The 24357-nt window shown below is 60.9% G+C and carries 23 protein-coding genes; 9 read left to right on the top strand and 14 right to left on the bottom strand.

The window, feature by feature from the left end; translation table 11 throughout:
* The first annotated feature begins 114 nt into the window (after positions 1–114).
* A complete protein-coding gene (locus BW978_RS20830) occupies positions 115–789 on the top strand; it encodes a BA14K family protein (RefSeq protein ID WP_175616923.1) in 675 nt (224 codons plus the stop codon).
* Here BW978_RS20830 and BW978_RS20825 read toward each other — a convergent pair.
* Both BW978_RS20825 and BW978_RS20820 read right to left on the bottom strand, forming a co-directional pair.
* A complete protein-coding gene (locus BW978_RS20825) occupies positions 771–1196 on the bottom strand; it encodes a response regulator (protein ID WP_076397755.1) in 426 nt (141 codons plus the stop codon). The two genes, BW978_RS20830 and BW978_RS20825, sit on opposite strands and share 19 nt — an antisense overlap.
* Positions 1193–2320, bottom strand: a complete 1128-nt coding sequence (locus tag BW978_RS20820) for a PAS domain-containing protein (RefSeq protein ID WP_076397754.1) — start codon at positions 2318–2320, stop codon at positions 1193–1195. Before BW978_RS20820 ends, BW978_RS20825 begins: the two co-directional genes overlap by 4 nt.
* 204 nt (positions 2321–2524) lie before the next feature.
* Between BW978_RS20820 and BW978_RS20815 the strand changes: the two genes are divergently transcribed.
* On the top strand, positions 2525–4399 hold the full coding sequence (locus BW978_RS20815) for a sensor histidine kinase (protein ID WP_244552022.1): 1875 nt from the start codon (positions 2525–2527) through the stop codon (positions 4397–4399).
* 119 nt (positions 4400–4518) lie between these two features.
* Here the strand turns inward: BW978_RS20815 and BW978_RS23650 are convergent, their stop codons facing one another.
* The 10 genes from BW978_RS23650 to BW978_RS20770 all read right to left on the bottom strand — a co-directional run bounded on the left by BW978_RS23650 (position 4519) and on the right by BW978_RS20770 (position 15280).
* Positions 4519–4683 (bottom strand): hypothetical protein, encoded by a 165-nt coding sequence (locus BW978_RS23650; protein ID WP_172450246.1) that lies wholly within the window; start codon positions 4681–4683, stop codon positions 4519–4521.
* A gap of 140 nt (positions 4684–4823) precedes the next feature.
* On the bottom strand, positions 4824–6341 hold the full coding sequence (locus BW978_RS20810; RefSeq protein WP_076397752.1) for a tripartite tricarboxylate transporter permease: 1518 nt from the start codon (positions 6339–6341) through the stop codon (positions 4824–4826).
* 10 nt (positions 6342–6351) lie between these two features.
* Positions 6352–6840 carry a tripartite tricarboxylate transporter TctB family protein gene (locus tag BW978_RS20805; protein WP_175616925.1) on the bottom strand — a complete coding sequence of 163 codons (489 nt, stop codon included), beginning with the start codon at positions 6838–6840 and terminating at the stop codon, positions 6352–6354.
* 2 nt (positions 6841–6842) lie between these two features.
* Positions 6843–7787 (bottom strand): Bug family tripartite tricarboxylate transporter substrate binding protein, encoded by a 945-nt coding sequence (locus tag BW978_RS20800; RefSeq protein WP_076397750.1) that lies wholly within the window; start codon positions 7785–7787, stop codon positions 6843–6845.
* A 258-nt stretch (positions 7788–8045) separates the two neighbouring features.
* Entirely contained in the window at positions 8046–10115 is a 2070-nt protein-coding gene (locus tag BW978_RS20795) for a 3'-5' exonuclease (RefSeq protein WP_076397749.1), read from the bottom strand.
* Between the two features lie 7 nt (positions 10116–10122).
* The gene (locus BW978_RS20790; protein ID WP_076397748.1) at positions 10123–10644 is read right to left on the bottom strand and encodes a hypothetical protein; all 522 of its coding nucleotides are present in this window, start codon (positions 10642–10644) and stop codon (positions 10123–10125) included.
* An 11-nt stretch (positions 10645–10655) separates the two neighbouring features.
* Entirely contained in the window at positions 10656–12482 is a 1827-nt protein-coding gene (locus BW978_RS20785) for a DUF294 nucleotidyltransferase-like domain-containing protein (protein ID WP_076397747.1), read from the bottom strand.
* 87 nt (positions 12483–12569) lie between these two features.
* Positions 12570–14336 carry a sodium:solute symporter family protein gene (locus BW978_RS20780; RefSeq protein ID WP_076397746.1) on the bottom strand — a complete coding sequence of 589 codons (1767 nt, stop codon included), beginning with the start codon at positions 14334–14336 and terminating at the stop codon, positions 12570–12572.
* A 12-nt stretch (positions 14337–14348) separates the two neighbouring features.
* Positions 14349–14609 (bottom strand): DUF4212 domain-containing protein, encoded by a 261-nt coding sequence (locus BW978_RS20775; RefSeq protein WP_076397745.1) that lies wholly within the window; start codon positions 14607–14609, stop codon positions 14349–14351.
* A gap of 308 nt (positions 14610–14917) precedes the next feature.
* The gene (locus tag BW978_RS20770) at positions 14918–15280 is read right to left on the bottom strand and encodes a thiol-disulfide oxidoreductase DCC family protein (RefSeq protein ID WP_076397744.1); all 363 of its coding nucleotides are present in this window, start codon (positions 15278–15280) and stop codon (positions 14918–14920) included.
* Between the two features lie 238 nt (positions 15281–15518).
* Between BW978_RS20770 and BW978_RS20765 the strand changes: the two genes are divergently transcribed.
* On the top strand, positions 15519–16319 hold the full coding sequence (locus BW978_RS20765) for a creatininase family protein (protein WP_076397833.1): 801 nt from the start codon (positions 15519–15521) through the stop codon (positions 16317–16319).
* A 15-nt stretch (positions 16320–16334) separates the two neighbouring features.
* Here the strand turns inward: BW978_RS20765 and BW978_RS20760 are convergent, their stop codons facing one another.
* The gene (locus tag BW978_RS20760) at positions 16335–17288 is read right to left on the bottom strand and encodes a LysR family transcriptional regulator (RefSeq protein ID WP_076397743.1); all 954 of its coding nucleotides are present in this window, start codon (positions 17286–17288) and stop codon (positions 16335–16337) included.
* A gap of 178 nt (positions 17289–17466) precedes the next feature.
* On the opposite strand from BW978_RS20760, the gene BW978_RS20755 reads away from it, so the two are divergent.
* From BW978_RS20755 to BW978_RS20730, 6 genes are all read left to right on the top strand, one after another.
* A complete protein-coding gene (locus BW978_RS20755; RefSeq protein ID WP_076397742.1) occupies positions 17467–18483 on the top strand; it encodes an ABC transporter substrate-binding protein in 1017 nt (338 codons plus the stop codon).
* A 261-nt stretch (positions 18484–18744) separates the two neighbouring features.
* Positions 18745–19575 carry an ABC transporter ATP-binding protein gene (locus BW978_RS20750; RefSeq protein ID WP_076397741.1) on the top strand — a complete coding sequence of 277 codons (831 nt, stop codon included), beginning with the start codon at positions 18745–18747 and terminating at the stop codon, positions 19573–19575.
* Positions 19575–20369: an ABC transporter permease gene (locus BW978_RS20745; protein ID WP_076397740.1), complete on the top strand. Its 795-nt coding sequence runs from the start codon at positions 19575–19577 to the stop codon at positions 20367–20369. The genes BW978_RS20750 and BW978_RS20745 overlap by 1 nt, the downstream gene beginning before the upstream one ends.
* A complete protein-coding gene (locus BW978_RS20740; RefSeq protein ID WP_076397739.1) occupies positions 20369–21682 on the top strand; it encodes a cytosine deaminase in 1314 nt (437 codons plus the stop codon). The genes BW978_RS20745 and BW978_RS20740 overlap by 1 nt, the downstream gene beginning before the upstream one ends.
* Before the next feature lie 2 nt (positions 21683–21684).
* The gene (locus BW978_RS20735; RefSeq protein ID WP_076397738.1) at positions 21685–23094 is read left to right on the top strand and encodes an FAD-binding oxidoreductase; all 1410 of its coding nucleotides are present in this window, start codon (positions 21685–21687) and stop codon (positions 23092–23094) included.
* Positions 23095–23328: 234 nt separating this feature from the next.
* Positions 23329–23910, top strand: a complete 582-nt coding sequence (locus BW978_RS20730; RefSeq protein ID WP_076397737.1) for an NAD(P)H-dependent oxidoreductase — start codon at positions 23329–23331, stop codon at positions 23908–23910.
* 13 nt (positions 23911–23923) lie between these two features.
* Here BW978_RS20730 and BW978_RS20725 read toward each other — a convergent pair whose 3' ends face one another.
* Positions 23924–24313 carry a RidA family protein gene (locus BW978_RS20725; protein ID WP_076397736.1) on the bottom strand — a complete coding sequence of 130 codons (390 nt, stop codon included), beginning with the start codon at positions 24311–24313 and terminating at the stop codon, positions 23924–23926.
* Positions 24314–24357: the final 44 nt, after the last annotated feature.

Below are 24357 nucleotides of genomic sequence, written 5' to 3'. Positions count from 1 at the left end.
TTGTTAACCTCCTTTCGGAGAAACCGTCGAAAAATCAAGGACAAGACACGTTTCATCGGGAACCCTCCGACGGGAATCTCATTCTTCTGTCACAGACGATGAATGGAGATCCCGATGAAACCCGTGATAAAACTGCTCTCAGCGTCAGCGCTCGCCGCCGGGATGGTGATTGGTGGCGTCGTCCTCGCGTCAGCCGCGCTCGCACCGGAAGAAGACCCCCACAGATTCACCGGCCTTGACATCCAGGACCTCTGGACGATGGAGCCTGTTCGCATCGACAGGTCCGCACAGAACCTGGAGCGTCTACCGCCCCGCTATGCAAGCCATGTGGTGATAGTCGAACCCGACGTAGGGTCATCGGATCAGAGTATGCAGACCGCGACCGCAGAACAGGGTTCCGAGGTTGGTGACATCGACACTCTCGTCACTGCGGCGATCGACGAAGCGACATCCGGTTTCGGCGCCGACACGCTGCCTCCGGAGCATTTCTCCTGGTGTGAAGCGCGCTATCGTTCCTACGATCCCGTTCGCAATGCCTATCGCGGCTTCAGCGGCGACATTCGCCCCTGTGACTCACCCTACCAGGTCGAGGTCATGGCGGAGCTGGAAGAAGGCGACGCGAGGGTCATGACCGTCAGTGCCGACGGAAGCAATCCTGGTGCCGGCATGGGGGACGAAGGCCACGTCATGGCCTGCATGGAACGCTATCGCTCCTATCGTCCGAGCGACAACACCTACCAGCCCTATGGCGGCGGCCCGCGCCAGCCCTGTCAGCTGGCGTCGTTCTGAACCGGCCGACCCTTGGCCAGGATCAAGCCCGGCGGCGGGTTAGCCACCTGACCGCCGGCCACCTGCTCACTGATATAGGTCAGGGCATTCTGAAGGCCGTTCATCGTGTAAGGCTTCTCAATCGCTCCGATGGCGCCGACGAAATCTTCCGGTATCCGTTTGACATTCCCCGTAACGAACACAAACGGGACCTCGCGTTCCGCCAGTCGACGACCGATCTCGATCCCGGAGGGACCATCGCTCAAGTGCACATCGACGAAGGCGAATTCCGGCTTGCTGGATTCGATGATGTCGAATGCGGCTTTGCGCGACGCGGCCGTGCCCACGACGACATGGCCGGCGGCCTCAACTTCAAGCTCCAGTTCCAGGGCAAGAAGCGCCTCATCCTCGACGATCATGATCTTCAAGTGTCTGTTTCCTTTGCGTCTTCGACGAGCATTGTGACCTGAACGTCGGTCCGGTAGCCTTCGACCTCTCGCGCGATCTTCGCGCCCAGTTGCTTGGCACAGGTCTCCAGCATGAGCCTGCCAAAAGCCTCCTCTTCCGGATTGACGGAGACCGGCTTCGTCGTATCGGTTACCCGGATCAAGAAATGCCCGTTGGTCCGCCGCACCTCCAGATGGATGTCGCCACCCCCGTCGCTCAGTCCTCGGCGCACGGCATCCAGCACCAGTTCGTTGATGATGAGAGCGAGCGGCGAAGCTTTCACCGCCGGAACGAGCACAGGCGACAGGTCGGTCGTCACGCGAATGTCGTCGCGCTTCAAGGCGCCGACCAGATCCTCGATCAGATCCTTGGCAAAGTCGGAAACGTCAAACCGCCCAAGGTCGGCGCTTGTGAACAGCTTTCGTTGCACGGTGCTCAGCGCTTCGACGCGATTGAGCACCGAGAACAAGGTTCTCTTTACGAGGTCGTTTCCAGACATTCGCGCCTGCAGCTTGACGATCGAGGCGATGGTCAAAAGGTTGTTCTTCACGCGGTGGTCGACCTCATGCACCAGAAGGGTCTGGGCCTTCAGAGCCTCGGACAGATCATGCGTCCGCCTTGCGACCTCACGTTCGGCCGATTGCCGCGCCTCTGCCAGATCGAGTTCCTTGCTCTTGATCGTCGTGAAATCGAGCTGTGATGCAAAGAAATAGACCACTTCGCCGTCGGCATCCCGGACGGGGCTGACGAAAAGCGCATTCCAGAACTGGCTACCGTCCTTGCGATAGTTGAGGATGTCGATCGCAACGTCCCGCTCTGCCGCAATAGCCTCGCGCAGACGGGCAATCGCACCGCTGTCCGTTTCCGGTCCCTGCAGCAAACGGCAGTTGCGCCCGATGAGCTCATCGGTGCTGTAGCCAGTCAGGTTCGAAAATGCCTGATTGCAGAAAATGATTGGGTTGTCGGGCTGCCGCGGATCCGTGATCAGCATCGGCATGCGGGTAGCCTTGAAGGCTGCCGCGAACGGATCCTCGGATGGATGGGAGGCGAGTAGGCGGTCGCCGGCGTCTTGTGCGTCGCGGCGCGAGGAGTTTTTATCAGACATTCATACCCAGTCCTGGAACAGGCCACCATCGAAAACAACGGCCAAATAAAAAAGTTCCCTGCACTCTCAAAAAATTTGACGACCAGGGATTTTGAAATGCCAAGGCCGCCCGAAGCGGGCCATAAGGGGCAATAGACACGGAAACGTGTTTGTCCTATCTGACATAGCATAAGCCGCAACGCATAGCTCAAGGCAGCCGGATATATGTCCCACGACGAGCAACAAAACGTGATACCCGGCTTTCTCAGGAATGGCGGCCAGATGGCCGAACTTATCCTGAAGCATGACTGGGCAGACGGTCTCGGCCCTATCAAAGAGTGGCCAGCCGCGCTGCGCTCGGCACTGTCCATCTGTCTGAACTCTAGCTTTCCCACGGCCATTTATTGGGGCCCGGAAATGCGGCTCCTCTATAACGATAGCTGGGCACCCATTCCGGCAGACCGCCATCCCTGGGCTTTGGGCCGACCGGCGGCCGAAGTATGGTTGGACATCTGGGACGTTGTCGGACCGCAATTCCACCAGGTGATGACCACCGGGGAAGGCGTGACGACCTACGACCAGCTGCTGATGATGGAGCGCAACGGCGTTCCGACTGAAGGCTACTGGAACTACAGCCTGTCCAGCATACGCGACGAACACGGCAACATCGTCGGCATCTTCAACCAGGGCAACGAAACCACGGCTGCCGTCCTCGCCAGGCGCCAGACGCAGCAAGAGATTGCCCGGCTGGGCCGGCTCTTTGCGCAGGCACCGGCCGCGATCGCCATTTTGGAAGGCCCTTCGCATACCTTCAAGCTAGCCAACCCGGCTTATGAAGAGCTGGTACAGAGAAGCAATCTCTTGGGACGACCAGTTGAAGAGGCCCTGCCAGAAGTGAAGGATCAAGGCTTCATCCGCCTGCTCGATACCGTCTATGCGAGCAGCGAACCCTACCAGGGCAAGGCGGTGCCAGTGGAATTCGTGCGCCCCGATGGGAAACTCCAGGGGCGATACGTGGACTTCGTCTTCCAGCCGATCACCGACACGGCGGGCCAGCCAGCGGGCATCTTCATCCAGGCCTCTGATGTCACCGAGGCGACAACGGCCATGGCCGCTCTCCGGGACAGTGAACAGCGTTTCGAAGCCATCGTGAACTCAATCGACCAGATGATCTGGTCGACCCGAGCAGACGGATACCACGACTACTTCAACCAGCGTTGGTACGAATATACCGGCGTCGCCGAAGGCTTCACCGACGGCTCGGAATGGGAAAATGTCTTTCACCCCGATGACCGGGCTGACACCTGGGCCAAGTGGCAGCACAGCCTGGAGACCGGCGAACCGTATCACGTGGAATACCGTCTTCGACATCGAAGCGGCGTCTATCGCTGGGTCATCGGACGCGCCCAATGCGTGCGCGACGAGAACGGCGAAATCACACGCTGGTATGGGACCTGCACGGATATTCACGATCTCAAGGTGGCCGAGGAAGCTCGTCAGCTTCTGCTGCGGGAACTCAACCACCGCGTCAAGAACCTCTTCGCCATCACTGCAGGCATGATCAACATGACCGCACGATCCTCATCGTCGGTAAGCGTGATGGCACAATCACTGCACGGTCGCCTGCAAGCCTTGGCGAAGGCCCACCACCTGATCCAGCCGGCCATCATCGCCGGATCATCAGTTGCTGAAACCGTCGCCTTCCACGCACTTCTGGAAGAAATCCTGTCACCCCATCTGGCGGATCGTGACAGGCAAGTCACCCTTAAAGGCCCAGAAATTCGTCTCGGCCCGCATGCATCAACGAGCTTTGCACTGATCTTTCATGAACTTGCGACCAATGCGGCAAAATATGGCCCCTTCCGCGATGAGGATGGTAGGCTCGATGTTCGCTGGCGGATGGACCAGGATGCGCTGCATCTGGAATGGCAAGAAAATGTCATCCGCCCCGAAATCAAGGCTCCAACCCAGGAAGGCTTCGGCAGCAAGTTGGCGCGAACCAGCGCGATTCACCACCTCGGCGGAAGCATCGATTTTGAGTGGCTGCCGGGCGGCGTCATCATCGCGCTCACTGCGGCAGGGGAGCGACTCGGCAGGTAACCCGCTGCGGGATCGTTCAAACAGAAAGAGCGCCCACGATGGAGCGCTCGGCATAATGCACTTGGGCTATTCGGCCCTTACTCAAGCGCCCTTATGGGCACCCATTGTCTCGCCGCTAATCAGTAGCGCGGGAAATCGGCAGGGTTGATGCCGAGCGTCTTCAGGTGATGGTCCTTCGGACGACGATGTCCCTCGACAGCGGCCGCTGCGGAGCTTGCAGCGCCGATAACGGCGATCGCACGACCGAGGAAACCCTGCTGGATGGACTTGCGGAGGCTAGACATTTCTTTGCTCGCTTTCTTTGTTTGCAAGCAGAAGATGATACTCCGACGACGGAATTACAATGGATGGAAAGTCAGGCCAGCCATGCAGCCGATGCAGGCCGAGTTAACGAAGTCCTGCATCGGCAGAGGAGTGTTAGCCGTCAATCCTCGCTGCCAGCGACCTGTGCGAGCACCTGACCCTTGCCGCGAGCCCGAAGGATCATGGGCACGAAGAGCGCGACAGCAGCAAGGATAAGCAAGATCGCTGCAATCGGCGAGGTGAAGAGAACGGTCGCGTCCCCCTGGCTGATCGACAGAGCTCGACGAAGCTGTTGCTCGGCCATGGGGCCAAGGATCAGGCCCACGATGACAGGAGCGATCGGATAACCGAAGACGCGCATGATATAGCCCAGCACGCCAAAGGTGAGCAGCAGTCCGAGTTCGAACACGGATGGATTGGCCCCGATGGTGCCAAGCGTCGCGAACACGAGGATGCCGGAATAGAGCCAAGGCTTTGGGATGGTCAGCAGCCTCACCCAAAGACCAATCAATGGCAGGTTCAGCACCAGCAACATGAAGTTGGCTATCAGCAAGGAGGCGATAAGGCCCCAGACGAGCTGCGGATTGGTCGCAAACAGGAGCGGCCCAGGCTGGAGACCGAATTGCTGAAACCCTGCCAGCATTATCGCAGCCGTCGCTGTCGTCGGCAGACCAAGCGTCAGCAGGGGAACGAGCGTTCCCGCAGCCGAAGCATTGTTGGCAGCTTCGGGTCCCGCGACGCCCTCAATCGCACCATGGCCAAATTCCTCGGGATGCTTGGAGAAGCTTTTTTCCGCGGAATAGGACAGGAAGCTTGATACGTCCGCACCGCCGGCCGGCATCGCACCGATCGGAAAACCGATGGCGGTGCCACGTAGCCAGGGCTTCCACGAGCGCTTCCAGTCAGACTTGTTCATCCACAGCGAACCACGCACCGCCTCGACCTTCTCAGGCGCCCGCGCACCTTGTGCGGCCACATAGAGCGTCTCCCCGATGGCAAACATGGCAACCGCGAGCGTGGTCACTTCAAGACCGTCGAGCAGGTCCGGCACACCGAAGCTCAGACGTGTCTGACCTGTGAGCTGGTCGATACCGACAATCGAGAAGGCGAGACCAATGAAAAGCGCCGTAAGCCCTCGCAGGGTGGAATCGCCGAAGGCTGCTGAGACCGTGACGAAGGCCAGCACCATCAGCGCGAAGTATTCACGCGGACCGAAGGACAGGGCGAACTTGACGACGAAGGGCGCGATAAAGGCAAGCGAGATGGTCGCCAGCAGGCCGGCGACGAAGGAGCCGATGGCCGCCGTCGCAAGTGCAGGGCCGCCACGGCCCGCACGGGCCATCTTGTTACCCTCCAGCGCCGTAACGATGGAAGCACTCTCGCCGGGCGTATTGAGCAGGATCGACGTCGTCGAGCCGCCATACATGCCGCCGTAATAGATGCCGGCGAACATGATCAGCGAGCCCGCCGGGTCAAGCTGATAGGTCACGGGAAGCAAGAGTGCGACGGTCAGCGCAGGACCGATGCCCGGCAGGACGCCGACGAGCGTACCGAGCGTAACACCGATCAGCGCGTAGAACAGGTTGATCGGCTGAGCGGCGATCGCCAGCCCCTGGAGAAGGAAATCAAACGTATTCACGGGGTTCCCCTCAGAAGAACAGCCGTTCGAGTGGACCCGCCGGCAATGACAGTTGCAGGAAACGCGCGAACAGGATCCACACGACGAACGAGAGAGCTATGCCTGCGGGCAGCGAGATCCAGAACTTCCTTTTCCCGAAACCGGCCGCGGTCATAGCGAACAACACACCTGTTGCAAGCGAGAAGCCCAGCGTTTTCAGGAGCAGCATCTGCGCTGCGAGCCCGGCCACGATGAAAAGCACAGGCGGTAGCTCCTGATGCTCGCGCTCCGGAAAATCGCGGCGCATCGCAGCGAACACCGTCCAGATGCCAAGGCCGATCAGACCGATGGCAATGCCCTTCGGCACCGTCGCAGGACCAATCCCGGAATAGCTGTTACCGCCCTGCAGACGCGCGACATCGTAGAAGATCAGGCCCGCAATCGCGAACATGACCACTGCGATGGCCAGCGCCGCCCAATCAGGGCGGCGCGTGCGTTGTTCGGAAGAACGCTCTTCCATGCTCATTTCACCAGACCGATGTCTTTGAGGATCGCTTCGGTGGCAGCAATGTCCTTGGCGAGCTGCTCTTCAAAAGCGGCGCCGACAAGGTAAGTGTCCTGCCAGTTCTTGGTCTTCAGCGTTTCCTGCCAGCCAGCCGACTTTGCCAGCTTTTCGACATCAGCCGTGACGGCAGCCTTCTGTTCGTCGGTCAGGCCCGGAGCGGCCGCAACCATGCGCCAGTTCTGCAGCACGACATCGAGACCGCTTTCCTTAAGCGTCGGAGCATCGGCGCCTTCGATACGTTCGGCGCTGGAAACAGCAAGCAGACGCAGGGTGCCGGCGGCAACCTGGGCCTGGAACTCGCCGTAGCTGGAAATGCCGACAGTAACCTGGCCACCGAGGATTGCTGCAAGCGCTTCACCACCGCCCGAATAGGCGATGTAGTTGATCTTGGTCGGATCGACGCCAGCAGCCTTGGCGATGAGGCCGGCACCAATATGGTCGGTACCGCCGGCCGAGCCACCAGCCCACGAGACGGAACCCGGATCGGCCTTCAGCTTTTCGACCAGCTGGCCGATATTCTGAATTTCGGAATTGGCCGGAACGACGATGGCCTCGTACTCACCGGTCAGGCGTGCGATCGGCGTAACGTCGGAGAGAGAGACAGGCGACTGGTTGGTCAAGATCGCGCCGACCATGACGTAACCACCGACGATCAGTGCGTTCGGATTGCCACTCTGCTGGCTGGCGAACTGGGCAAGACCGATCGTGCCGCCGGCGCCAGGTACGTTTACGACCTGGACGTTGCCCGAAATGCCTTCGGACTGCATCACCTGCTGCAGCGAGCGGGCCGTCTGGTCCCAGCCGCCGCCAGGCGCTGCCGGAGCGATGATTGTATAGTCGGCAGCCACCGCCGGAAGGGCGAGAGCGCCTGCAAGGAACGAAGCCAGGAAAAAGTGTTTCAAGATAGTCCTCCACCATCAATGCGGTCATTGCCGCTTGCGAATGATCTGTGGGGAGAGCGCGGTTGCGCAGCATGCGGACAACGCCGCTTCAGGCCGTAACCTGCTCCTCCCAGTTCCATCTGGTCCCGCCTCCACGGGAAGATGTGACCATAGACCTAGCAGCGAAACCTGTCACCCACCTGTCATCGCCATGGGAGGGCCGCCACTGAGGGCATGCGGAGTCGTCGCTGGCGGGATTGCGTCAGGACTGACTTACACTCAGGATACGCGAACCTGATCGTTGAGATCGCGAACGAGCTTCTGATGACTGCGCAATTCTGTCAGGACCTCTCCAAACCGCTCCAGGCCGCGGCCGGCCAGCATGTCCTTCAGCTTGATGAAGACGTCGGCGGTCGCAATCGCATCGCCGAGCGCGGTGTGTCGGTCTTTTTCATCGATGTGCACGCCCAGCCTGTCGGCGAGCGCATCGAGTGTATGTGTTTCGGCGCGGCCGAAGGCGGTGGCGGAGACCAGAACCGTATCCAGGATCGGGTTCGTGAAGCGCAGTCCGACCTCCTTCTCCCGCCGCGTTAGGAACTCCATATCGAATGGCGCATTGTGTGCCACGAGCACGGCCCCTTCGGCAAAGCGGTGAAACTGCCGCACGGCATCCTGAACGCTGACGGCATCTGCAACCATCGCGTCTGTCACGCCATGGATTGCAGATGAGGACGGAGGTATCGGCCGCCCGGGATTGACGAGCAAGTCGAAAACCTCGTTCTTGACCCGCTTTCCATTGACGATGCGGACAGCCGCGATCTGGACGATCTCATCGCCCTGCTCCGGCAGCAAGCCCGTCGTTTCCGTATCGAAGACCACATAGGTCAGGCCATCAAGGCGCGCGTCGGATAATTTCTCGTAGTGCAGGCGCGAAAGAAGATCGAAGTCATAGACGACATGCCGCGACATGTCCGCTCCAACCGGTCGCAGCCGCTCGATTGGCCGCAGCCGGGTCGAAATCGACGGCACGTCATCATCCCCCCCGACGACCAGGACGATGCCGTGGGTCCTCAGGATCGTCTCGCAGGTCACACCACCGTCGAAGACCGTCTCCCCCAGCCAATCATCCACGTTTTTGGGAGACACGGCGCCGCCCTTCCAGGACAAGGTGAGTTCGGCAGCCCCCTGTGCTTCGCTAACCTTGAGGTGAAAATGGGAAGCAGCAGTCGCCGTACTGACACGGGAAACGAGGTGTCCCAGGAGACTGACGATATCGAAGGCATTGCAGCGGACAGCGATTTCGGCGACCTCGGCATCGAGCGTGAGCTTCTGGCCTTCGAGGTCGCGACGGAGTTGGCCGGCGAGCTCACGCACATCCGTGGGTGCCATCGGCCAACCATCGGATCGACAGCTTTCAAAGCGGGCCTCGAGATCCGCGAGCGTCGCATCGAGGGTCTGAAGCTGCTCCGAAACAGGGGCATCGGCTCCCATTCCGGGACCATGAGAAACAAGTGCATGGCGCAGATCCGAGACAATGGGCCGGACCTGCAGGAACACGTCACCGAGAAGAGCGTCACGCCTGGCATAGGCCGCAACCTCGGTCGTCACATCGCGAAGGGTCATGACATAGGCCGCCTGATCGCCGCCGTTGTCACTGGCGAGCCTCATGCGCCCGGCGAGCCTGCGCCGTCCACAGGGACTGAGACAGATGAACTCGACCACCGCGTCTGGATCCGAACTTTCCAGAAGCCGGTGATGCGCGTCGCGGATCGGCCCTTCGCTCAGATAGTCAAAGATATTGCGATCAAGACAGACGGGGCGCTGCGAGCCCGTCAACATCTGCTGCGCCACGCCATTATAGAAGACGAGATGATGGCGGCCCGTACAGAGAAGAACGGCAGGCGGCACGTCGGCGAGCAGCTGTTCGAGCTTGTTCTTGTCGGACGACAGGCGCGTGGTCTCCCGCTGCACCTGTTCCGCCAGGGCGCCTCGCGTCTGTGCAAGGGTAGCCGCGGTTGCGGAGGCGGCATCGGCAAGATCACCGAGATAACGCGCTTCCTCTGCCTGAAAGTCATTGCCCACATCGGCATGCGCCCGGGCACGCATGGCCGATGCCACTTTGTCGATGGGACGAGCGAGATGGGTGTCGAAGAGGAACCAGACCCAGGTGATCAGAGCAAGGATCAGAAAGCCGGCAGCGATCGCACTCTGCATGAAGGCGTTCAGCATGTCCGGGCTGCCTTCGCGGTGGTAGCCGAACCACAGACCGACAGCCAAAGCCGCAACAGCACCGGCCGCCAGCGCCACGAAGAAGAGCAGGATACGTCCGCGCAGGCTGATCCTGGTCATGTTTTCCTCACCCTGCCGAACACGCGATCTTCAGCGCCGCATCATCAGGCTCGACCTTGCTCCATTCTGCCCCCTGAAGGCTGCCGTCATCGGCAATACTGATATCCGGGGTAACCAGATCCGCCCGCTGGGCATTCTGGCAGTCATAGACCACCTTGACCGGCGTCACCGGTTGCCAGCGAGCGACAAGCAGGACGTCGACCATGACGAGGCCAGGCTGGTTCGGGTGCCGCTTTGCCCCATTGACATCAAGCGCGGTGAACCGGGTCGTCACAGGCTCGATATAGGACCAGGGGCGCCAGAACGCCGTCTGCTCGTTTTTCCAGGAGACCGCGATGCCGGGCAAGGCGATGTTCATACGATCGAACCAGCTGTACTCGCTCCAGATCGAATAGCTCAACATGCCGAGGCCAGCCATGGCAGGGACGATCCACTTCGGCAGCAGACCCCGGCTTATCCAGCGCAGCAGCATCGCCGCCCCCGCCAGTGCAACACCGGTCACCACCGCGGCGATCAACTCAAACAGCATTCTTCATTCCTTCAGACGGGCGCTCGTCCGCCATTGGCGAGCGCCGATTGCATGGTTCTGACAACAACGAAGGCATCGCGAAGATGCGAGCGCTCGAAATCACCAAAATCGTAGGGTGCCAGAAAGTTATCTGGCTTGCGACCGTCGCGGACCTGCCGCACCTGATTGCGCAGGCGCATGTCTGCAATGAGATCGTAGGCCGCGACGAGATCCCGGGCTCCAGCACCGGAGATGATCCCTGCTTCCTCCGCCGCAAGTAGCCGTGCCCGCGTGTTCACCGGCGCAAGACGGCCGATCAGGGAATAGACGCGTCCGAGATCGACAACAGGCACCACACCGTTGTGCTTCATGTCGATCTGGTTGCGATGTTCGCCGCTGCGGATCGTGGCAAACCCCCTGAGAAGTCCAAGCGGCGGCGCGTGCTTCAACGAGTTGCTGATCATGTGCGCGGTGAAGATCGAGTTGCGGCTCGCCTCTTCCAGCGTTTCTGCCTGCAACTCCTGAAAGAGTGACGACGCACCACAGATGGGCCGCAGATCGAACATCACGCTGGCCAGCATCTGCGCGGTTGGATCGGGCTTGTAGATCCAGTCGCGGAAATAGCTTCGCCAGACCGAGACCGGCTGGCACCAGCGCGGATTGGTCGCCATCATGTCGCCCGGGCAATAGAAGTAACCGCAGATGTCGAGACCACGGCTGACCTTGGCCGCCAGTTGCTGGAACCAGGGCATTTCCTCGGGCTCGACGCCATCTTCGATGAAGATGCAATTGTCCTGGTCGCTGACGCCGCTCTGCTCCTGTCGGCCCTGACTGCCGCAGGCAAGCCAGACATAGGGAACAGGAGGCGGCCCGAGCTCCCGCTCCGCTAGCATGATGAGCCGGCGGGTGACGCTATCGGCAATATCGGTAATCAGACGTGTCACCACCTCATGGGCATTGTTGCTGCCGACGAGCTGGACGAGCAGTTGCGGGATCCGTGTGGTGATCGCACGCATCGCCTCTGGCGTTTCGGCCGTCGCGATGTCGCGGATCAGCTGCGCCGAACTGATCGCATGGAAGCGGATGAGATCGGTCTGCGTAATCATTCCGACAAGCCGCTCACCCTCGACGACAGGCAGGTGCCCGACGCGACGCTCGAGCATCAGATGCAGGATGTCGGAGCCCAGAGCCTCTCCGGGCAATCCGACTGGGTCGGCGGTCATGACGGCAGAAACCGGGGTAGCGTCGGGGTCGAGCCCTTCCGCAAGCACGCGCCCCGCAAGGTCTCGGGTGGTGAGGATACCAAGAAAACGTCCACCATCGACGACGCCGAGGCTCGAGACATGCCGCTCCCGCATCAGGGCGGCAGCCGAGCGCACCGTATCGGTCGGCGCGCAGACAATGGGGGGGCGCGACATCAACTCGCTGACCTTCTGGATGGCCATGTCGCCGCGCCGGCTATCGGCAAACCGGCCGCGCGTGAAGAAGCGGGCGAATACCGGCTGTTCCTGCATCAGGCGGCGGAACTCGTCCTTCGGCAGCATCAGCAGCGCGCAGTCGCTGCGGGCCGTCGCGGTCGTCGCCGCAAAGCCGTCGGCCAGCAGGCCACGTTCACCGAAGGAGTTGCGAGGCGCGAGCTCAGAGACCACCGTATTGGTGGCATCCATGATTTCCACGGCTCCGTCCATGATGAGGAAGATGCCGGGCAGCGGAGAGCCGCGGTGATAGATTTCGGCGCCAGCCGAAAAGGAAAACTCTTGAAAGCGGGTCGAGACCCGTTCGATCTCGTCTCTCGGAAGACTGTCGTAAGGATGGACCGTCTCGAGAAATGCCAGCACGTCGGATTGTGCCTGGATCATCGGATTTGCCCTCATGCGGCACGAAGGTGCCCTGGCTGTTTGAGGGACAGGAGGGGCGATCTGTTCGCCCCTCCCGGTGTATCGGTATCAGTGACCGGTCGCCTGACCCGCACCGCGCGGAACGCGGATGGATTCGACGAGATCCTGTACATGCTTCGGCGGAGCCTGGGTCATCATCGACACGATATAGGCCGTGGCGAAGTTCAGCAGCGCACCGATCGGGCCGAACGCCGTCGGCGGGATGCCGAAGATGTAGTTGGCCGGAACGTTTTCGACCATGTTGGTACCTGCGATGAAGAACCAGCCCAGATAGGTGAACAGGTACAAGCAGGTAACCACGAGGCCGACGATCATGCCGAGCGTGGCACCGACCGAGTTGATGCGCTTCGAGAAGATGCCCATCATCAGAGCCGGGAAGATCGTTGCAGCCGCAAGACCGAAGGCGAGAGCAACCGTCTGTGCCGCGAAGCCCGGAGGGTTGATGCCCAGCAATGTTGCAACCAGGATCGCGCCTGCCATCGAGATACGCGCGGCCATCAGCTCGCCCTTTTCGGAGATATCAGGCTTCAGGAAGTCTTTGATCAGGTCGTGGCTGATTGCTGACGAGATAGCAAGCAACAGGCCGGCCGCAGTCGACAGAGCGGCTGCAAGACCACCGGCGGCGATGAGGGCGATAACCCAGCCCGGCAGCTGTGCAATTTCCGGGTTGGCGAGAACGAGGATGTCGTTGTTGATCGTCAGCTCGTTGCCCGTCCAGCCACGCTGGGTGGCAGTTTCGGTGAAGCCGGCAGCAGCATCGTTGTAATACTGGATGCGACCGTCGCCATTCTTATCTTCGAACTTCAGAAGGCCTGTGACTTCCCAGTTGCGCATCCAATCGGGACGCTCGTCGTAGAGAACGGCTTCCTGCTGAGTGCCACCCGGATAGATCGTGCTGATGATGTTCAGGCGTGCCATGGCGCCAACAGCCGGAGCCGTCAGATAGAGCAGTGCGATGAAAATCAGCGCCCAACCGGCAGACCAACGAGCATCCGACACCTTCGGAACGGTGAAGAAGCGGATGATGACGTGCGGCAGACCGGCAGTACCGATCATCAGCGACAGCGTGAACAGGGTCATGTTCAGCATGGAGCCTTGAGCGGTGTAGGCATTGAAGCCAAGGTCGGTAACGACCTGGTCAAGCTTCTGAAGCAGCGGCAGTGCGGATTCGGTGTGGGTGCCGAAGAGGCCGAACCACGGGATCGGGTTGCCGGTCAGCTGCAGCGAGATGAAGATCGCCGGGATGGTGTAGGCGATGATCAGAACGATGTACTGGGCCACCTGGGTGTAGGTGATACCCTTCATGCCGCCGAGAACGGCGTAGCAGAAAACAACGGCAGCAGCGATCCAGAGACCGGTCGAGACCTCGACTTCGAGAAAGCGCGAGAAGGCGACGCCTGCACCGGTCATCTGACCGATAACATAGGTAACCGAGATGATGATCAGGCAGACGACAGCCGTCAGGCGAGCGCCCTGGCTGTAGAAGCGGTCACCGATGAACTGCGGGACGGTGTATTTGCCGAACTTGCGCAGGTAGGGAGCAAGCAGGAGGGCGAGAAGCACGTAGCCGCCGGTCCAGCCCATCAGGTAGGTGGAGTTGCCGTAGCCGACGGTGGCGATCAGGCCGGCCATGGAGATAAAGGACGCCGCCGACATCCAGTCGGCCGCGGTTGCCATGCCGTTCATGACGGGATTGACGCCACGGTTAGCGGCGTAGAACTCGGCCGTGGTTCCGGCACGCGCCCAGATGGCAATGCCGATGTAGAGCGCGAAGGACGCGCCTACGATAATCAGATTGAGTGTATACTGATCCATTGTGGGTCCGCCTTACTGCTCGTCGACGCCGAATTCACGGTCGATCTTGTTCATGTAAATCGAGTAGCCGAAAATCAGCACGATGAAGACCACGATCGAGCCTTGCTGGGCGAACCAGAAGCCAAGATCACTTCCACCGACGGCAATACCCGATAGAGCGGGGCGAAGCAGGATGCCGAACCCGTAGGATACGACGGCCCAAATCGCCAAGCAGATGTAGATGACGCGGACGTTTGCAGCCCAGTAAGCGTTAGACGAAGATTTATCCGTCACGAGTACTCCTCCCTTTCCTCGATGAGACGTCCCCCGGGACGCCCCTTGCCTCCACGTCGACTCCGCCAATCCTTGTCCCAAGGCGGAATAGACAATTGTTTAGGAGTAACGAATCCCCCGGAGATCGTACATTCTCCGTTAGTCGCAGGAGTCACTGTATTGTCGGAGAGCTTGCTGCATTGCAGCAAGAATTGGGACGGAAACACATCAATAGATCGGCGATCCAGAGCCTGTGCGTCAACGCGCCATGACCATGCGGGCCAGCCTCCCGAAGAGACAGCCTCACTGAAAAACTTACCGCAACAAAATCATGACGTTGAGGAGGAACGCACCAGACGCTGCAAGCGCGGACGGATGCGCAGAAAGCGCCGATAGGCGGCTTCGAAGATGGGCGTCAACGGTTGCCATCCGGCTAGGAGACCGAGCGGTCGCAACACAGGAATGGCCCGCCACATCGCCGCGAAAGCCGCAGCACCTGACAGGAGTTTTCCCGCTTCTTCTGCATGGAAACGGGCGAGAAGCTCGGCTCGATCGATCGGGCAGCTGCCGTCAGGGTCGCACGCATCGATGAAATTGATCGCACCGCGGCTGTCGAGACGGCGCATCAAGGCGATCTCCCGTTGGCAGAGAGGACAGCTGCTGTCGAACCAGACGGTCACCTGCGCGGACATGGTCGCCTTTCACCGGGAGTGCTTTCGTCTCCCTATAACTGGGACCAAAGCTGCCGTCCGGCAATGCGGCGTCGCGCCGCTGCCTCATTGCTGCCGCCGGTCGCCTTTGACCCGGAACTTGAAAGCGGCAAGCCGCGCGAGCGCAATTTGGCATCAGCGCGAGCGGAATATGATGCTTTTCGCACCCCGCAACTTTGCCCTATCGAACGAGGTGAACAGAGACGCAGAGGCAGAGGCAATGACCAGACCATTTTTCTGGAATGAACTGACGACGATGGATTTTGCAGAGCTTTCGCCGGATACGACAATCGCCATCCTGCCGATCGCCTCAACAGAACAGCACGGCCCTCACCTGCCCATCGCGACCGACGTGGCCATCGCCAACGGCATGCTGGCCGAACTGAAGAGCCAGCGTCCCGACGATCTCGACTTCCTCGTCCTTCCCACCCAGGAAATCGGCAAGGCCAACGAGCATGTGTACGGGCCCGGCAGCCTGTCCTTCGGCCCGGAGATCCTGATCCCGGCCTGGACGGCCATCGGCAGCAAGGTCGCCGAAGCCGGCATTCGCAAGCTCATCATCGTCAATTCCCATGGCGGCAATGTCGATGTCATGAGCATTGTCGCGCGTGAATTGCGGGTCCGACACCAGATGGTCGTCGTCTCGACCCAATGGGGCCGCTTCGGAAACCCGGAGGGTATGATCTCCGAACATGAGAGCCGCTACGGCATCCATGGCGGCGACGTCGAGACATCGCTGATGCTGCATTTCCGCCCCGAGCTTGTCCGAATGGACAAGGCACAGAACTTTGTCTCGAAGGCCGAAGAGATGCGGGCCAGCTCGAAATTCCTCACCCCACTTCCACCCCATTCGCTCGCCTGGATCGCCCATGACCTAAACCCGCATGGCGTGGTCGGCGACGCTTCGAAGGGCACGGCCGAAAAGGGTGCCGCGATTTGCCGACACCAGGTCGCGGGCTTCATCGAACTACTGCGCGACGTTGCCGCCTATCCGCTCTCGAACCTCTACACGCCCGGCTGACCGGACACTTACCCCTCAGCTCTGGCCTCGGAAAGTCTCAGGGATATGTCCCCGCGCCTTGAGATCCTGCACAAGCGCCAGAAGCTCCTGCATCAGATATTCGACGAAAAGGCTGGTCGCGGAATCGAGCGGCGCCCTTGCACGGGCAAAGAGCTTCATCGGCTGGTGGCGGACATGCGCCTCGGTCAGAGGTCGGAAGATCAGCTCGCCGCGTCGGCATTCGGCGACGGCGTCGAGCGGATTGAGCATGGTAAGCCCTGTGCCTGCCTTGACCAGTTGCTTCATCAATTCCGAAGAGTTTGTCTCGACAACAGGCTCGACGAGCAGTGGCAGCGGAGCGAGCGCGAGATCGATGATATTGCGCAGGCTGGTGCCCGATTGTGCCAGGATCAACGGCTCCTGAACCACCTCGACGAGGTCGATCGGCCCCTCATCGCGCGCCAGCCGATGCCCGGGCGGCAATACGACGCCGACGGGTACGTCAAAATTGGCGAGCGTACGGATCCCGGGCGTGGCGGGAATGTTGAAGCCGAGGCCGAGATCAACCTCACCGGTCAGAACGGGGTTGATGGTGGTCGAGCCACCATCATTGCGCAGCTTGATCTGCACGCGCGGATGTTCGGCGATGAAGCCAGCAAGGATCTCTGGAAGCGGGCCGGAAGCGAGGCCGACGGTCGTCACCAGCGAGACCTTGCCGGCATGCGGTGTCTTCAGGCCCCGGATGCGCCCTTCCAGCCGCTCGTAATTCTTCAGCACGTCGCGAATATGCTCGACACACAGCTCGCCGGCGGCGGTCAGCCTCAGCCCTTTCGGCAAACGCTCGAAAAGGGGCGCCCCCAGTTCCTCTTCCAGCGCCAGGATCTGGCGGTTGACCGCAGATGATGCGACATTGAGGCGCTGGGCCGCCTTCCGGATCGAGCCGCAACGAACGATTTCGTTGATGTAGACGAGCTTTCTGGAGTGCAGCACGAGGCCTCCGCTGCGTAAAAATTAGCCATGCCGCATCACTATGCATCAATCTCGGGAGCAGTGCAAAAAAAGCATCGATGCGGACGAAATTTGATGCTTTTCAAGACGCAATCCGACCGATCAAATGGCAGAAAAGGGAGCCCGAAAACGGGTCCTGCAACGAACAGGGGAACGATCAATGCGCGACACGCTCACCAAGACCAGCCTCTTTGCCCTGATAGGCCTGGCGGCCTCGCTGGGCTCCACCTCGGCGGCTCTTGCACTCGACGAGGTCACCTACGGCACCAACTGGCTGGCCCAGGCCGAACACGGCGGTTTCTACCAGGCCGTGGCCGACGGCACCTATGAGAAATACGGCCTGAAGGTCACGGTCGTGCAGGGTGGCCCGCAGGCCGCCAACCGCGCGCTGTTGATCGCCGGCAGGGTCGATTTTTACATGGGCAGCCCGCTCGGCGAAATGGACGCCGTGAAAGAAGGCATCCCGCTGATCGACGTGGCGGCGATCTTCCAGAAGGATCCGCAGGTCCTGCTTGCCCATCCCGACCAGGGCATCGAGACCTTTGCTGACCTCGCCAAGCTCGATTCGATCTTCATGGGCAAGGACGGCTACGTCACCTATTACGAGTGGATGAAGAAGAACTTCGAGGGCTTCACCGACGAGAAGTACAAGCCCTACACCTTCAACCCGGCTCCCTTCATTGCGGATCCGAGGTCGGCCCAGCAGGGTTACCTGACGTCGGAACCCTACGAGATCGAGAAGCAGGCCGGCTGGGCACCGAAGGTCTTCCTTCTCGCCGACAACGGCTACAACCCCTATTCGACGATGATCACCACCACGACGACCATGGTCGAGAGCAAGCCCGATGTGGTCCAGCGCTTCGTCGACGCTTCCATCGAGGGTTGGTACAACTACCTCTACGGCGACAACAAGGCCGCCAACGACCTCATCAAGAAGGACAATCCGGAAATGACGGATGGCCAGATCGAATACTCGATCGCCAAGATGAAGGAATATGGCATCGTCGAATCCGCAGAAGCGATGGACAAGGGCATCGGCTGCATGACCGACGAGAAGTACAAGGCCTTCTTCGACGCGATGGTTGAGATCGGCGTCCAGCCGGCCGACCTCGACTACAAGAAGGCCTACACCACCCAGTTCGTCTGCAAGGGCGTGGGCATGGCGCTGAAGAAGTAATCTCCCCCCTCGAGGGGAGGTCGAAGCAAAGCTGCGGGTGGGGGTGATCGGACTTATCTCGGTGAGATCACCCCACCCCGGCACTGCGTGCCGACCCTCCCCCTCAAGGGGAGGGTAAAGTCAGGCGGCATCCCACGCCGCGCTCCCCTTGTGGGGAGATGTACGCCAGGACAGAGGGGGTGATCCACTCGCACATGTGGACCCCTTTGCCTCTGCCCTGCCGTAACACCAGAATGCAACGCGGATGTATCGCGAGACAGAATGACCAGTTCGCCAGCCACCAAAGACCCGATCACTCCGCCCCCTCCCGAACAGCGCAGAGCGCTCGTGGTGATGAAGGACGTGTCCAAGGTCTTTTCCAGCGGCACGGTCGCCCTCACGGACATGTCGCTCACCGTAAACGGCGGCGAGTTCGTCTCGCTGCTCGGGCCCTCCGGCTGTGGCAAGTCGACAGCGCTGCGCATCATAGCCGGCTTGGGCGACACAACGACCGGCACCATCGACTGGCCAAGTTCCCGCATCAACTCCAAGGGCCTGCCCGAAGGCGACATCTCCTTCGTCTTCCAGGAACCGACGCTGATGCCCTGGGCAACCGTCTTCGGCAATGTCTACCTGCCGCTTAAACTCCGCGGCATCTCGAAACACGCCGCCCGTAATGACATTCTGGCTGCCCTCGACCGCGTCGGCCTCAAGGATTTCGTCGACGCCTATCCGCGCGAACTCTCCGGCGGCATGAAGATGCGCGTCTCCATCGCCCGCGCGCTGGTGACCAAACCGAAGCTGCTCCTGATGGACGAGCCCTTCGCGGCCGTCGACGAGATCACCCGCCAGAAGCTGAACGATGACGTGCTGGCCCTCTGGAAAGAGACCGGCATTACCGTCATCTTTGTCACGCATTCCGTTTTCGAAAGCGCCTACCTCTCGAGCCGCATCGTCGTGATGAAAGCGCGCCCCGGCCGGGTGCATGCTGACTTCCCGCTGCAGACCAGCCTCGAACGCGACGCCTTCTACCGAACCTCTGAAGAGTATCGCCAAGCCTGTGAAACCGTGTCCAAGACACTGATCGAAGCCATGGGCGGGGAGCATCACTGATGACCGGACCGGCCGAAACACTCGCCAAGATCCTCGTGCCCATCCTCGTCGTCTGTCTGCTGATCGTGGTCTGGCAGGTCGGCGTCTGGGTTTCCGGTGTGCCGCAATACATCCTGCCCGGCCCGATCGCGGTCTCCGGCGCCCTCTTCAAGGACTGGGGCACGCTGTCGCCTGCCCTCTGGGTCACCACCAAGATCACCCTGATGTCGCTTGGGCTAGCGCTGTTGGGCGGCGTCGGCATCGCCGTTGCCCTCGTCCAGTCGAAATGGATCGAGATCGCCTTCTATCCGATCACCGTCATCCTGCAGGTGACCCCGATCGTCGCCATCGCCCCGCTGATCCTGATCTACTCGCCCTCGACGCAAGTGGCGCTCCTCATCTGCGCCTTCCTCGTCGCCTTCTTCCCGATCCTCTCCAACATGGTCCAGGGCCTGAAAAGCGTCGATCATAACCTCTTGAACCTATTTGACCTCTACGGCGCCTCGCGCTGGCAAACCCTGCTTTACCTGAAGCTCCCCGCTTCTCTGCCCTACTTCATGACAGGCTTGCGCATCGGTGGCGGCCTTGCCCTCATCGCTGCCGTCGTCGCAGAATTTGCAGCCGGTTCCGCAGGTGCCGGTTCGGGCCTTGCCTTCCGCCTGCTCGAGGCCCAGTTCCGTCTGAACATTCCGCGCCTCTTCGCTGCCCTCTTCCTGCTCTCTTGCCTCGGTGTGGTGATCTTCGCCATCACCTCCTTCATTTCCTGGCTGGCGCTGCATCGCTGGCATGAGAGCAGCCTGAAACGAGAAAACTGATGTCTAACCCGATTGCCAACCTTCCTGCTGCCAAGCGCTTCGTCCTTGCCAATGCGACGCTGCCCGAGATCTGCGTCGATGGTGTCGAGGCCCCCGCCTGCGAGGGCTTGATCAGCGCCGACATCATCGTCGCAGATGGCAAGGTCGAGGCCATCCTGAAACCCGGCACCGCCCCATCAGGCCTGCCGTCGACGGATCTCCGCAATGGCATGGTCTGGCCGACTTTCGTCGACATGCACACCCATCTCGACAAGGGCCATATCTGGGATCGCCGACCGAACCCCTCGGGCGATTTCATCGGCGCGCTCGAAGCCGTGAAAACCGATCGCGAAGCCCGCTGGTCGGCGGAAGACGTCAAGGCCCGCATGGAGTTCTCCCTGCGCACGGCCTATGCCCACGGCACCAGCCTGATCCGCACCCATCTCGATAGCCTGGCGCCCCAGCACCGCATCTCGTTCGAGGTCTTCGCCGAAGTCCGCGACGCCTGGGCCGGCAAGATCGACCTGCAGGCAGCAGCCCTCTTCCCCTTCGACCAGATCACCGACGAGGCCTTCTTCAAGGATCTGGTCGAGGTCATCGTCGCCAACAAGGGCCTGCTCGGCGGCGTCACTTATCTGATGCCGGGTCTCGACGACAAGCTCGACATCCTCTTCCGCACAGCCTCCGAAAACGGCCTCGACATCGACCTGCATGTCGACGAGACGCAGGACAAAGAAACCCTGACGCTGAAGACCATTGCGGAAGCCAAGCTCCGCAACCGCTTCGAGGGTTCTGTCACCGTCGGTCATTGCTGCTCGCTTGCCCGGCAGGACGAGGACATGGCGAAACGCACCATCGATGTGGTGGCGGAGGCCGGCCTCTCGGTTGTCTCGCTGCCGATGTGCAACATGTATCTGCAGGACCGTCACCCGGGCCGCACGCCCCGCCAGCGCGGCGTCACCCTCTTCCACGAACTGTCAGCAGCCGGCGTCGCCACCGCCGTCTCCTCCGACAACACCCGCGACCCCTTCTATGCCTATGGCGACCTCGACCCCGTCGAGGTCTTCCGCGAGGCTGTCCGCATCATCCATCTCGACCATCCGCTGGATACTGCCGCGAGGGTCGTGACCCGCACGCCGGCCGAAATCCTGAAGCGCCCCGACCATGGCCGCATCGCGGTTGGAGGCAAGGCGGATCTCGTCCTCTTCAGCGCCCGCCGCTGGAGCGAATTCCTTTCCCGTCCGCAGGCCGACCGCATCGTGATGCGGAATGGCATGGGCATCGACCGCAGCCTGCCGGATTACCGCGAACTTGACCCGTTGCTTGGAGTTTAGACATGGCCGACTACGCCAAAATCATCGAAGAGCTGGAAGGCATCGCCGTCGAGGACAATCCGGCTCTGGTCAAACAGAAAAGCCGCGATTTCTACTGGTATTCGCCGATCCTGAAGGAAGAACTCGACAATGTCGTCGGTGACCTCGTCGTTTCCCCGACGACGGAAGAAGAGGTCATCCGAACGCTTAAGGTTGCCTATGCGCATGGTGTGCCGGTCACCCCGCGTGGCGGCGGCACCGGCAATTACGGCCAGGCCATGCCGCTCTCGGGCGGCATCGTCTTGAACCTCATCAACATGAACAAGGTGAAGGAGATCCTGCCCGGCCGCGTCATCTGCGAGCCCGGCATCATCATCTCAGAGCTTGACCGCCAGACCAAGGAACATTCCGGCCAGGAATTGCGCTTTCATCCGTCAACCAAGCAGACGGCGAGCGTCGCCGGCTTCATCGCCGGCGGCTCCGGCGGCGTCGGCTCGATCACCTGGGGCGGACTGCGGGATCTCGGCAATATCCTGCGCCTGCGCGTCGTCACCATGGAAGCCGAGCCGCGTGTTCTCGAACTCTCCGCCTGGGACCTGCAGAAGGTTTCCCACGCCTATGGCACCAACGGCATTATCACCGAAGTCGAGATGCCGCTGGCACCTGCTTATGACTGGGTCGATGTCATCGTCGGCTATGACGACTTCATGGATGCGGTGAAATTCGCCGACGCGCTCTCCCACAAGAACGGCATCCTCCTGAAGGAAGTTGCCCCCATCGCGGCCCCGATCCCTTACGACTACTTCACCCGCCACAAGCCCTGGCTGAAGGACGGCCAGTCGGTCGTCGTGCTGATGGTGGCGCCGCATTCCATGGAGCCCTTCCTTGCACTTGCCGACAAGATGAAGGGCGATGTGCGCTTCCGCTCAGACATGGTCGAAAGCATGAAGGGCATCCCGCATGCCTATGAGCTGACCTGGAACCACACGACGCTACGGGCGCTGAAGCTCGACACCAACATCACCTATCTCCAGGTCCAGTATCCCGGCCCCGACCATGTCGAGAAGGTTCGCGTGATGACCGAGCTCTTCCCCGACGAGGTCATCGGCCATCTCGAATTCATCAAGTTCGACGGCCAGATCCAGTGCGCCGGCCTGCCCCTGGTGCGCTACACGACCAAGGAGCGGCTGGAAGAGATCATCCGCATCCACGAGGAAAACGGCTGCCCGATCTTCAACCCGCACCGTTACACGCTCGAAGAAGGCGGCATGAAGCAGACCGACCAGGTCCAGCTCGCCTTCAAGAAGGAAACCGATCCGAAGGGATTGTTGAACCCCGGCAAGATGATCGCCTGGGAGAACCCGGACTTCGATTTCTCTGCCGGCAAGAACTACCTGTTCCCGGGCCTGGAGGTATTTACAGAAGCGTCATAAGGCTCACCAGATGCGTTGCGGCTTCCCGTTCCGGAGCCGCAACGAAGAACCGCCGGAACGAACTTATTCCGAAGGTACTCCCGGCCGGCTCGCCGGCCCATGCGACATCAGACATGGCATCCCCCATCCCTCGGCATCAGGCGGCGAAGGACAGGGATGCTGGGACAAACGGCGCGGAAGTTTTCAACTGGACCCCGACTGCGAAAGCGGCGGGCAACGACCTGGAGCTTTCACATGCGCGTACTCGTTCTCCACTCCCACCCCCTCGATGAAAGCTTCGGCCGGGCGCTTTACAAGCTTACCTGCGAAAGCCTGGAAAAGGCCGGCCACGAAGTCGACGGCTGCAATCTCTACGAGGAGGGTTTCGACCCGGTGCTCTCGGCCCATGACCGCCGCGTCTATCACGACATCCCCGACAACCTCTCGCTGGTGCAGCCCTATGTTGACCGCCTAAAGAAGGCGGAGGGCCTGGTCATCGTCACACCCGTCTGGAACTTCGGCTTTCCGGCCATGCTGAAGGGCTATTTCGACCGCGTCTGGCTGCCCGGCGTTTCCTTCGATCTGGTGGACGGCAAGCTCACCCCGACACTGCGCCACATCAGGAAGCTCGCCGCCGTGATGACCTATGGCGCGACCCCGATGCGCGCCTTCCTTGTTGGCAACCCGCCGAAGAAGATCGTCAATCGCGTACTCCGCGCCCAGATCAAGATCGGCGCACCGGTGAAATACCTCGCCCATTACGACATGAACAACTGCACGGAGGAAACCCGCGCTACCTTCATGGCCAAGGTGCGCCGCGAGATGGAAAGCTTCTGAGAGAAGCCGGAGGTCAGACCACCTTGGCCGCCGTCACCTCGACTTCGACCAGGAATTCCGGCCGCGTGAAGCCGCCGACGACGAGCAGCGTCGAGACCGGCTTCGGATCGAGCGTGTAGCGATCTCGCACCGCCATATAGTCAGGAAAATCCTCCCGCCGCGTCACGAAGCCGGAGACGCGGATCACATCCGCGAACGTCATGTCAGCCTCTTCCAGGATCCCCTTGATCGCCTCGAAGCACAGCTCCGCCTGGCCGGTCACATCAGGCGGGATCGTGTCGTCTGGACGGATGCCAAGCTGACCGGACGTGACGAGCAGGCTCGCACCCGGGGGCACAAGCAGACCGTGATTGTAATGCCCGAAAGGACGGCGGACGGAGGGGGGATTGAAGACCTTTTTCATGGGCCTAGCCTAGCGCGACGATGCCGGCTGAGGAAGCGCAAAGC

The organism is Rhizobium sp. RU33A (assembly GCF_900156055.1).
Lineage (GTDB): Bacteria > Pseudomonadota > Alphaproteobacteria > Rhizobiales > Rhizobiaceae > Allorhizobium.
The sequence above is the reverse complement of the archived record's forward strand: the minus strand, read 5'-3'. Positions and strand labels throughout refer to the sequence as shown.

What these genes read in the sequence shown, in the direction of transcription:
- BW978_RS20755 (WP_076397742.1), top strand. Translation starts at nt 17,467, where the DNA reads ATGCGCGACACGCTCACCAAGACCAGCCTCTTTGCCCTGATAGGCCTG.
- BW978_RS20730 (WP_076397737.1), top strand. Translation starts at nt 23,329, where the DNA reads ATGCGCGTACTCGTTCTCCACTCCCACCCCCTCGATGAAAGCTTCGGC.
- BW978_RS20780 (WP_076397746.1), bottom strand. Translation starts at nt 14,336, where the DNA reads ATGGATCAGTATACACTCAATCTGATTATCGTAGGCGCGTCCTTCGCG.
- BW978_RS20815 (WP_244552022.1), top strand. Translation starts at nt 2,525, where the DNA reads ATGTCCCACGACGAGCAACAAAACGTGATACCCGGCTTTCTCAGGAAT.
- BW978_RS20740 (WP_076397739.1), top strand. Translation starts at nt 20,369, where the DNA reads ATGTCTAACCCGATTGCCAACCTTCCTGCTGCCAAGCGCTTCGTCCTT.
- BW978_RS20725 (WP_076397736.1), bottom strand. Translation starts at nt 24,313, where the DNA reads ATGAAAAAGGTCTTCAATCCCCCCTCCGTCCGCCGTCCTTTCGGGCAT.
- BW978_RS20820 (WP_076397754.1), bottom strand. Translation starts at nt 2,320, where the DNA reads ATGTCTGATAAAAACTCCTCGCGCCGCGACGCACAAGACGCCGGCGAC.
- BW978_RS23650 (WP_172450246.1), bottom strand. Translation starts at nt 4,683, where the DNA reads ATGTCTAGCCTCCGCAAGTCCATCCAGCAGGGTTTCCTCGGTCGTGCG.
- BW978_RS20750 (WP_076397741.1), top strand. Translation starts at nt 18,745, where the DNA reads ATGACCAGTTCGCCAGCCACCAAAGACCCGATCACTCCGCCCCCTCCC.
- BW978_RS20785 (WP_076397747.1), bottom strand. Translation starts at nt 12,482, where the DNA reads ATGATCCAGGCACAATCCGACGTGCTGGCATTTCTCGAGACGGTCCAT.
- BW978_RS20745 (WP_076397740.1), top strand. Translation starts at nt 19,575, where the DNA reads ATGACCGGACCGGCCGAAACACTCGCCAAGATCCTCGTGCCCATCCTC.
- BW978_RS20795 (WP_076397749.1), bottom strand. Translation starts at nt 10,115, where the DNA reads ATGACCAGGATCAGCCTGCGCGGACGTATCCTGCTCTTCTTCGTGGCG.
- BW978_RS20765 (WP_076397833.1), top strand. Translation starts at nt 15,519, where the DNA reads ATGACCAGACCATTTTTCTGGAATGAACTGACGACGATGGATTTTGCA.
- BW978_RS20735 (WP_076397738.1), top strand. Translation starts at nt 21,685, where the DNA reads ATGGCCGACTACGCCAAAATCATCGAAGAGCTGGAAGGCATCGCCGTC.
- BW978_RS20830 (WP_175616923.1), top strand. Translation starts at nt 115, where the DNA reads ATGAAACCCGTGATAAAACTGCTCTCAGCGTCAGCGCTCGCCGCCGGG.
- BW978_RS20770 (WP_076397744.1), bottom strand. Translation starts at nt 15,280, where the DNA reads ATGTCCGCGCAGGTGACCGTCTGGTTCGACAGCAGCTGTCCTCTCTGC.
- BW978_RS20790 (WP_076397748.1), bottom strand. Translation starts at nt 10,644, where the DNA reads ATGCTGTTTGAGTTGATCGCCGCGGTGGTGACCGGTGTTGCACTGGCG.
- BW978_RS20805 (WP_175616925.1), bottom strand. Translation starts at nt 6,840, where the DNA reads ATGGAAGAGCGTTCTTCCGAACAACGCACGCGCCGCCCTGATTGGGCG.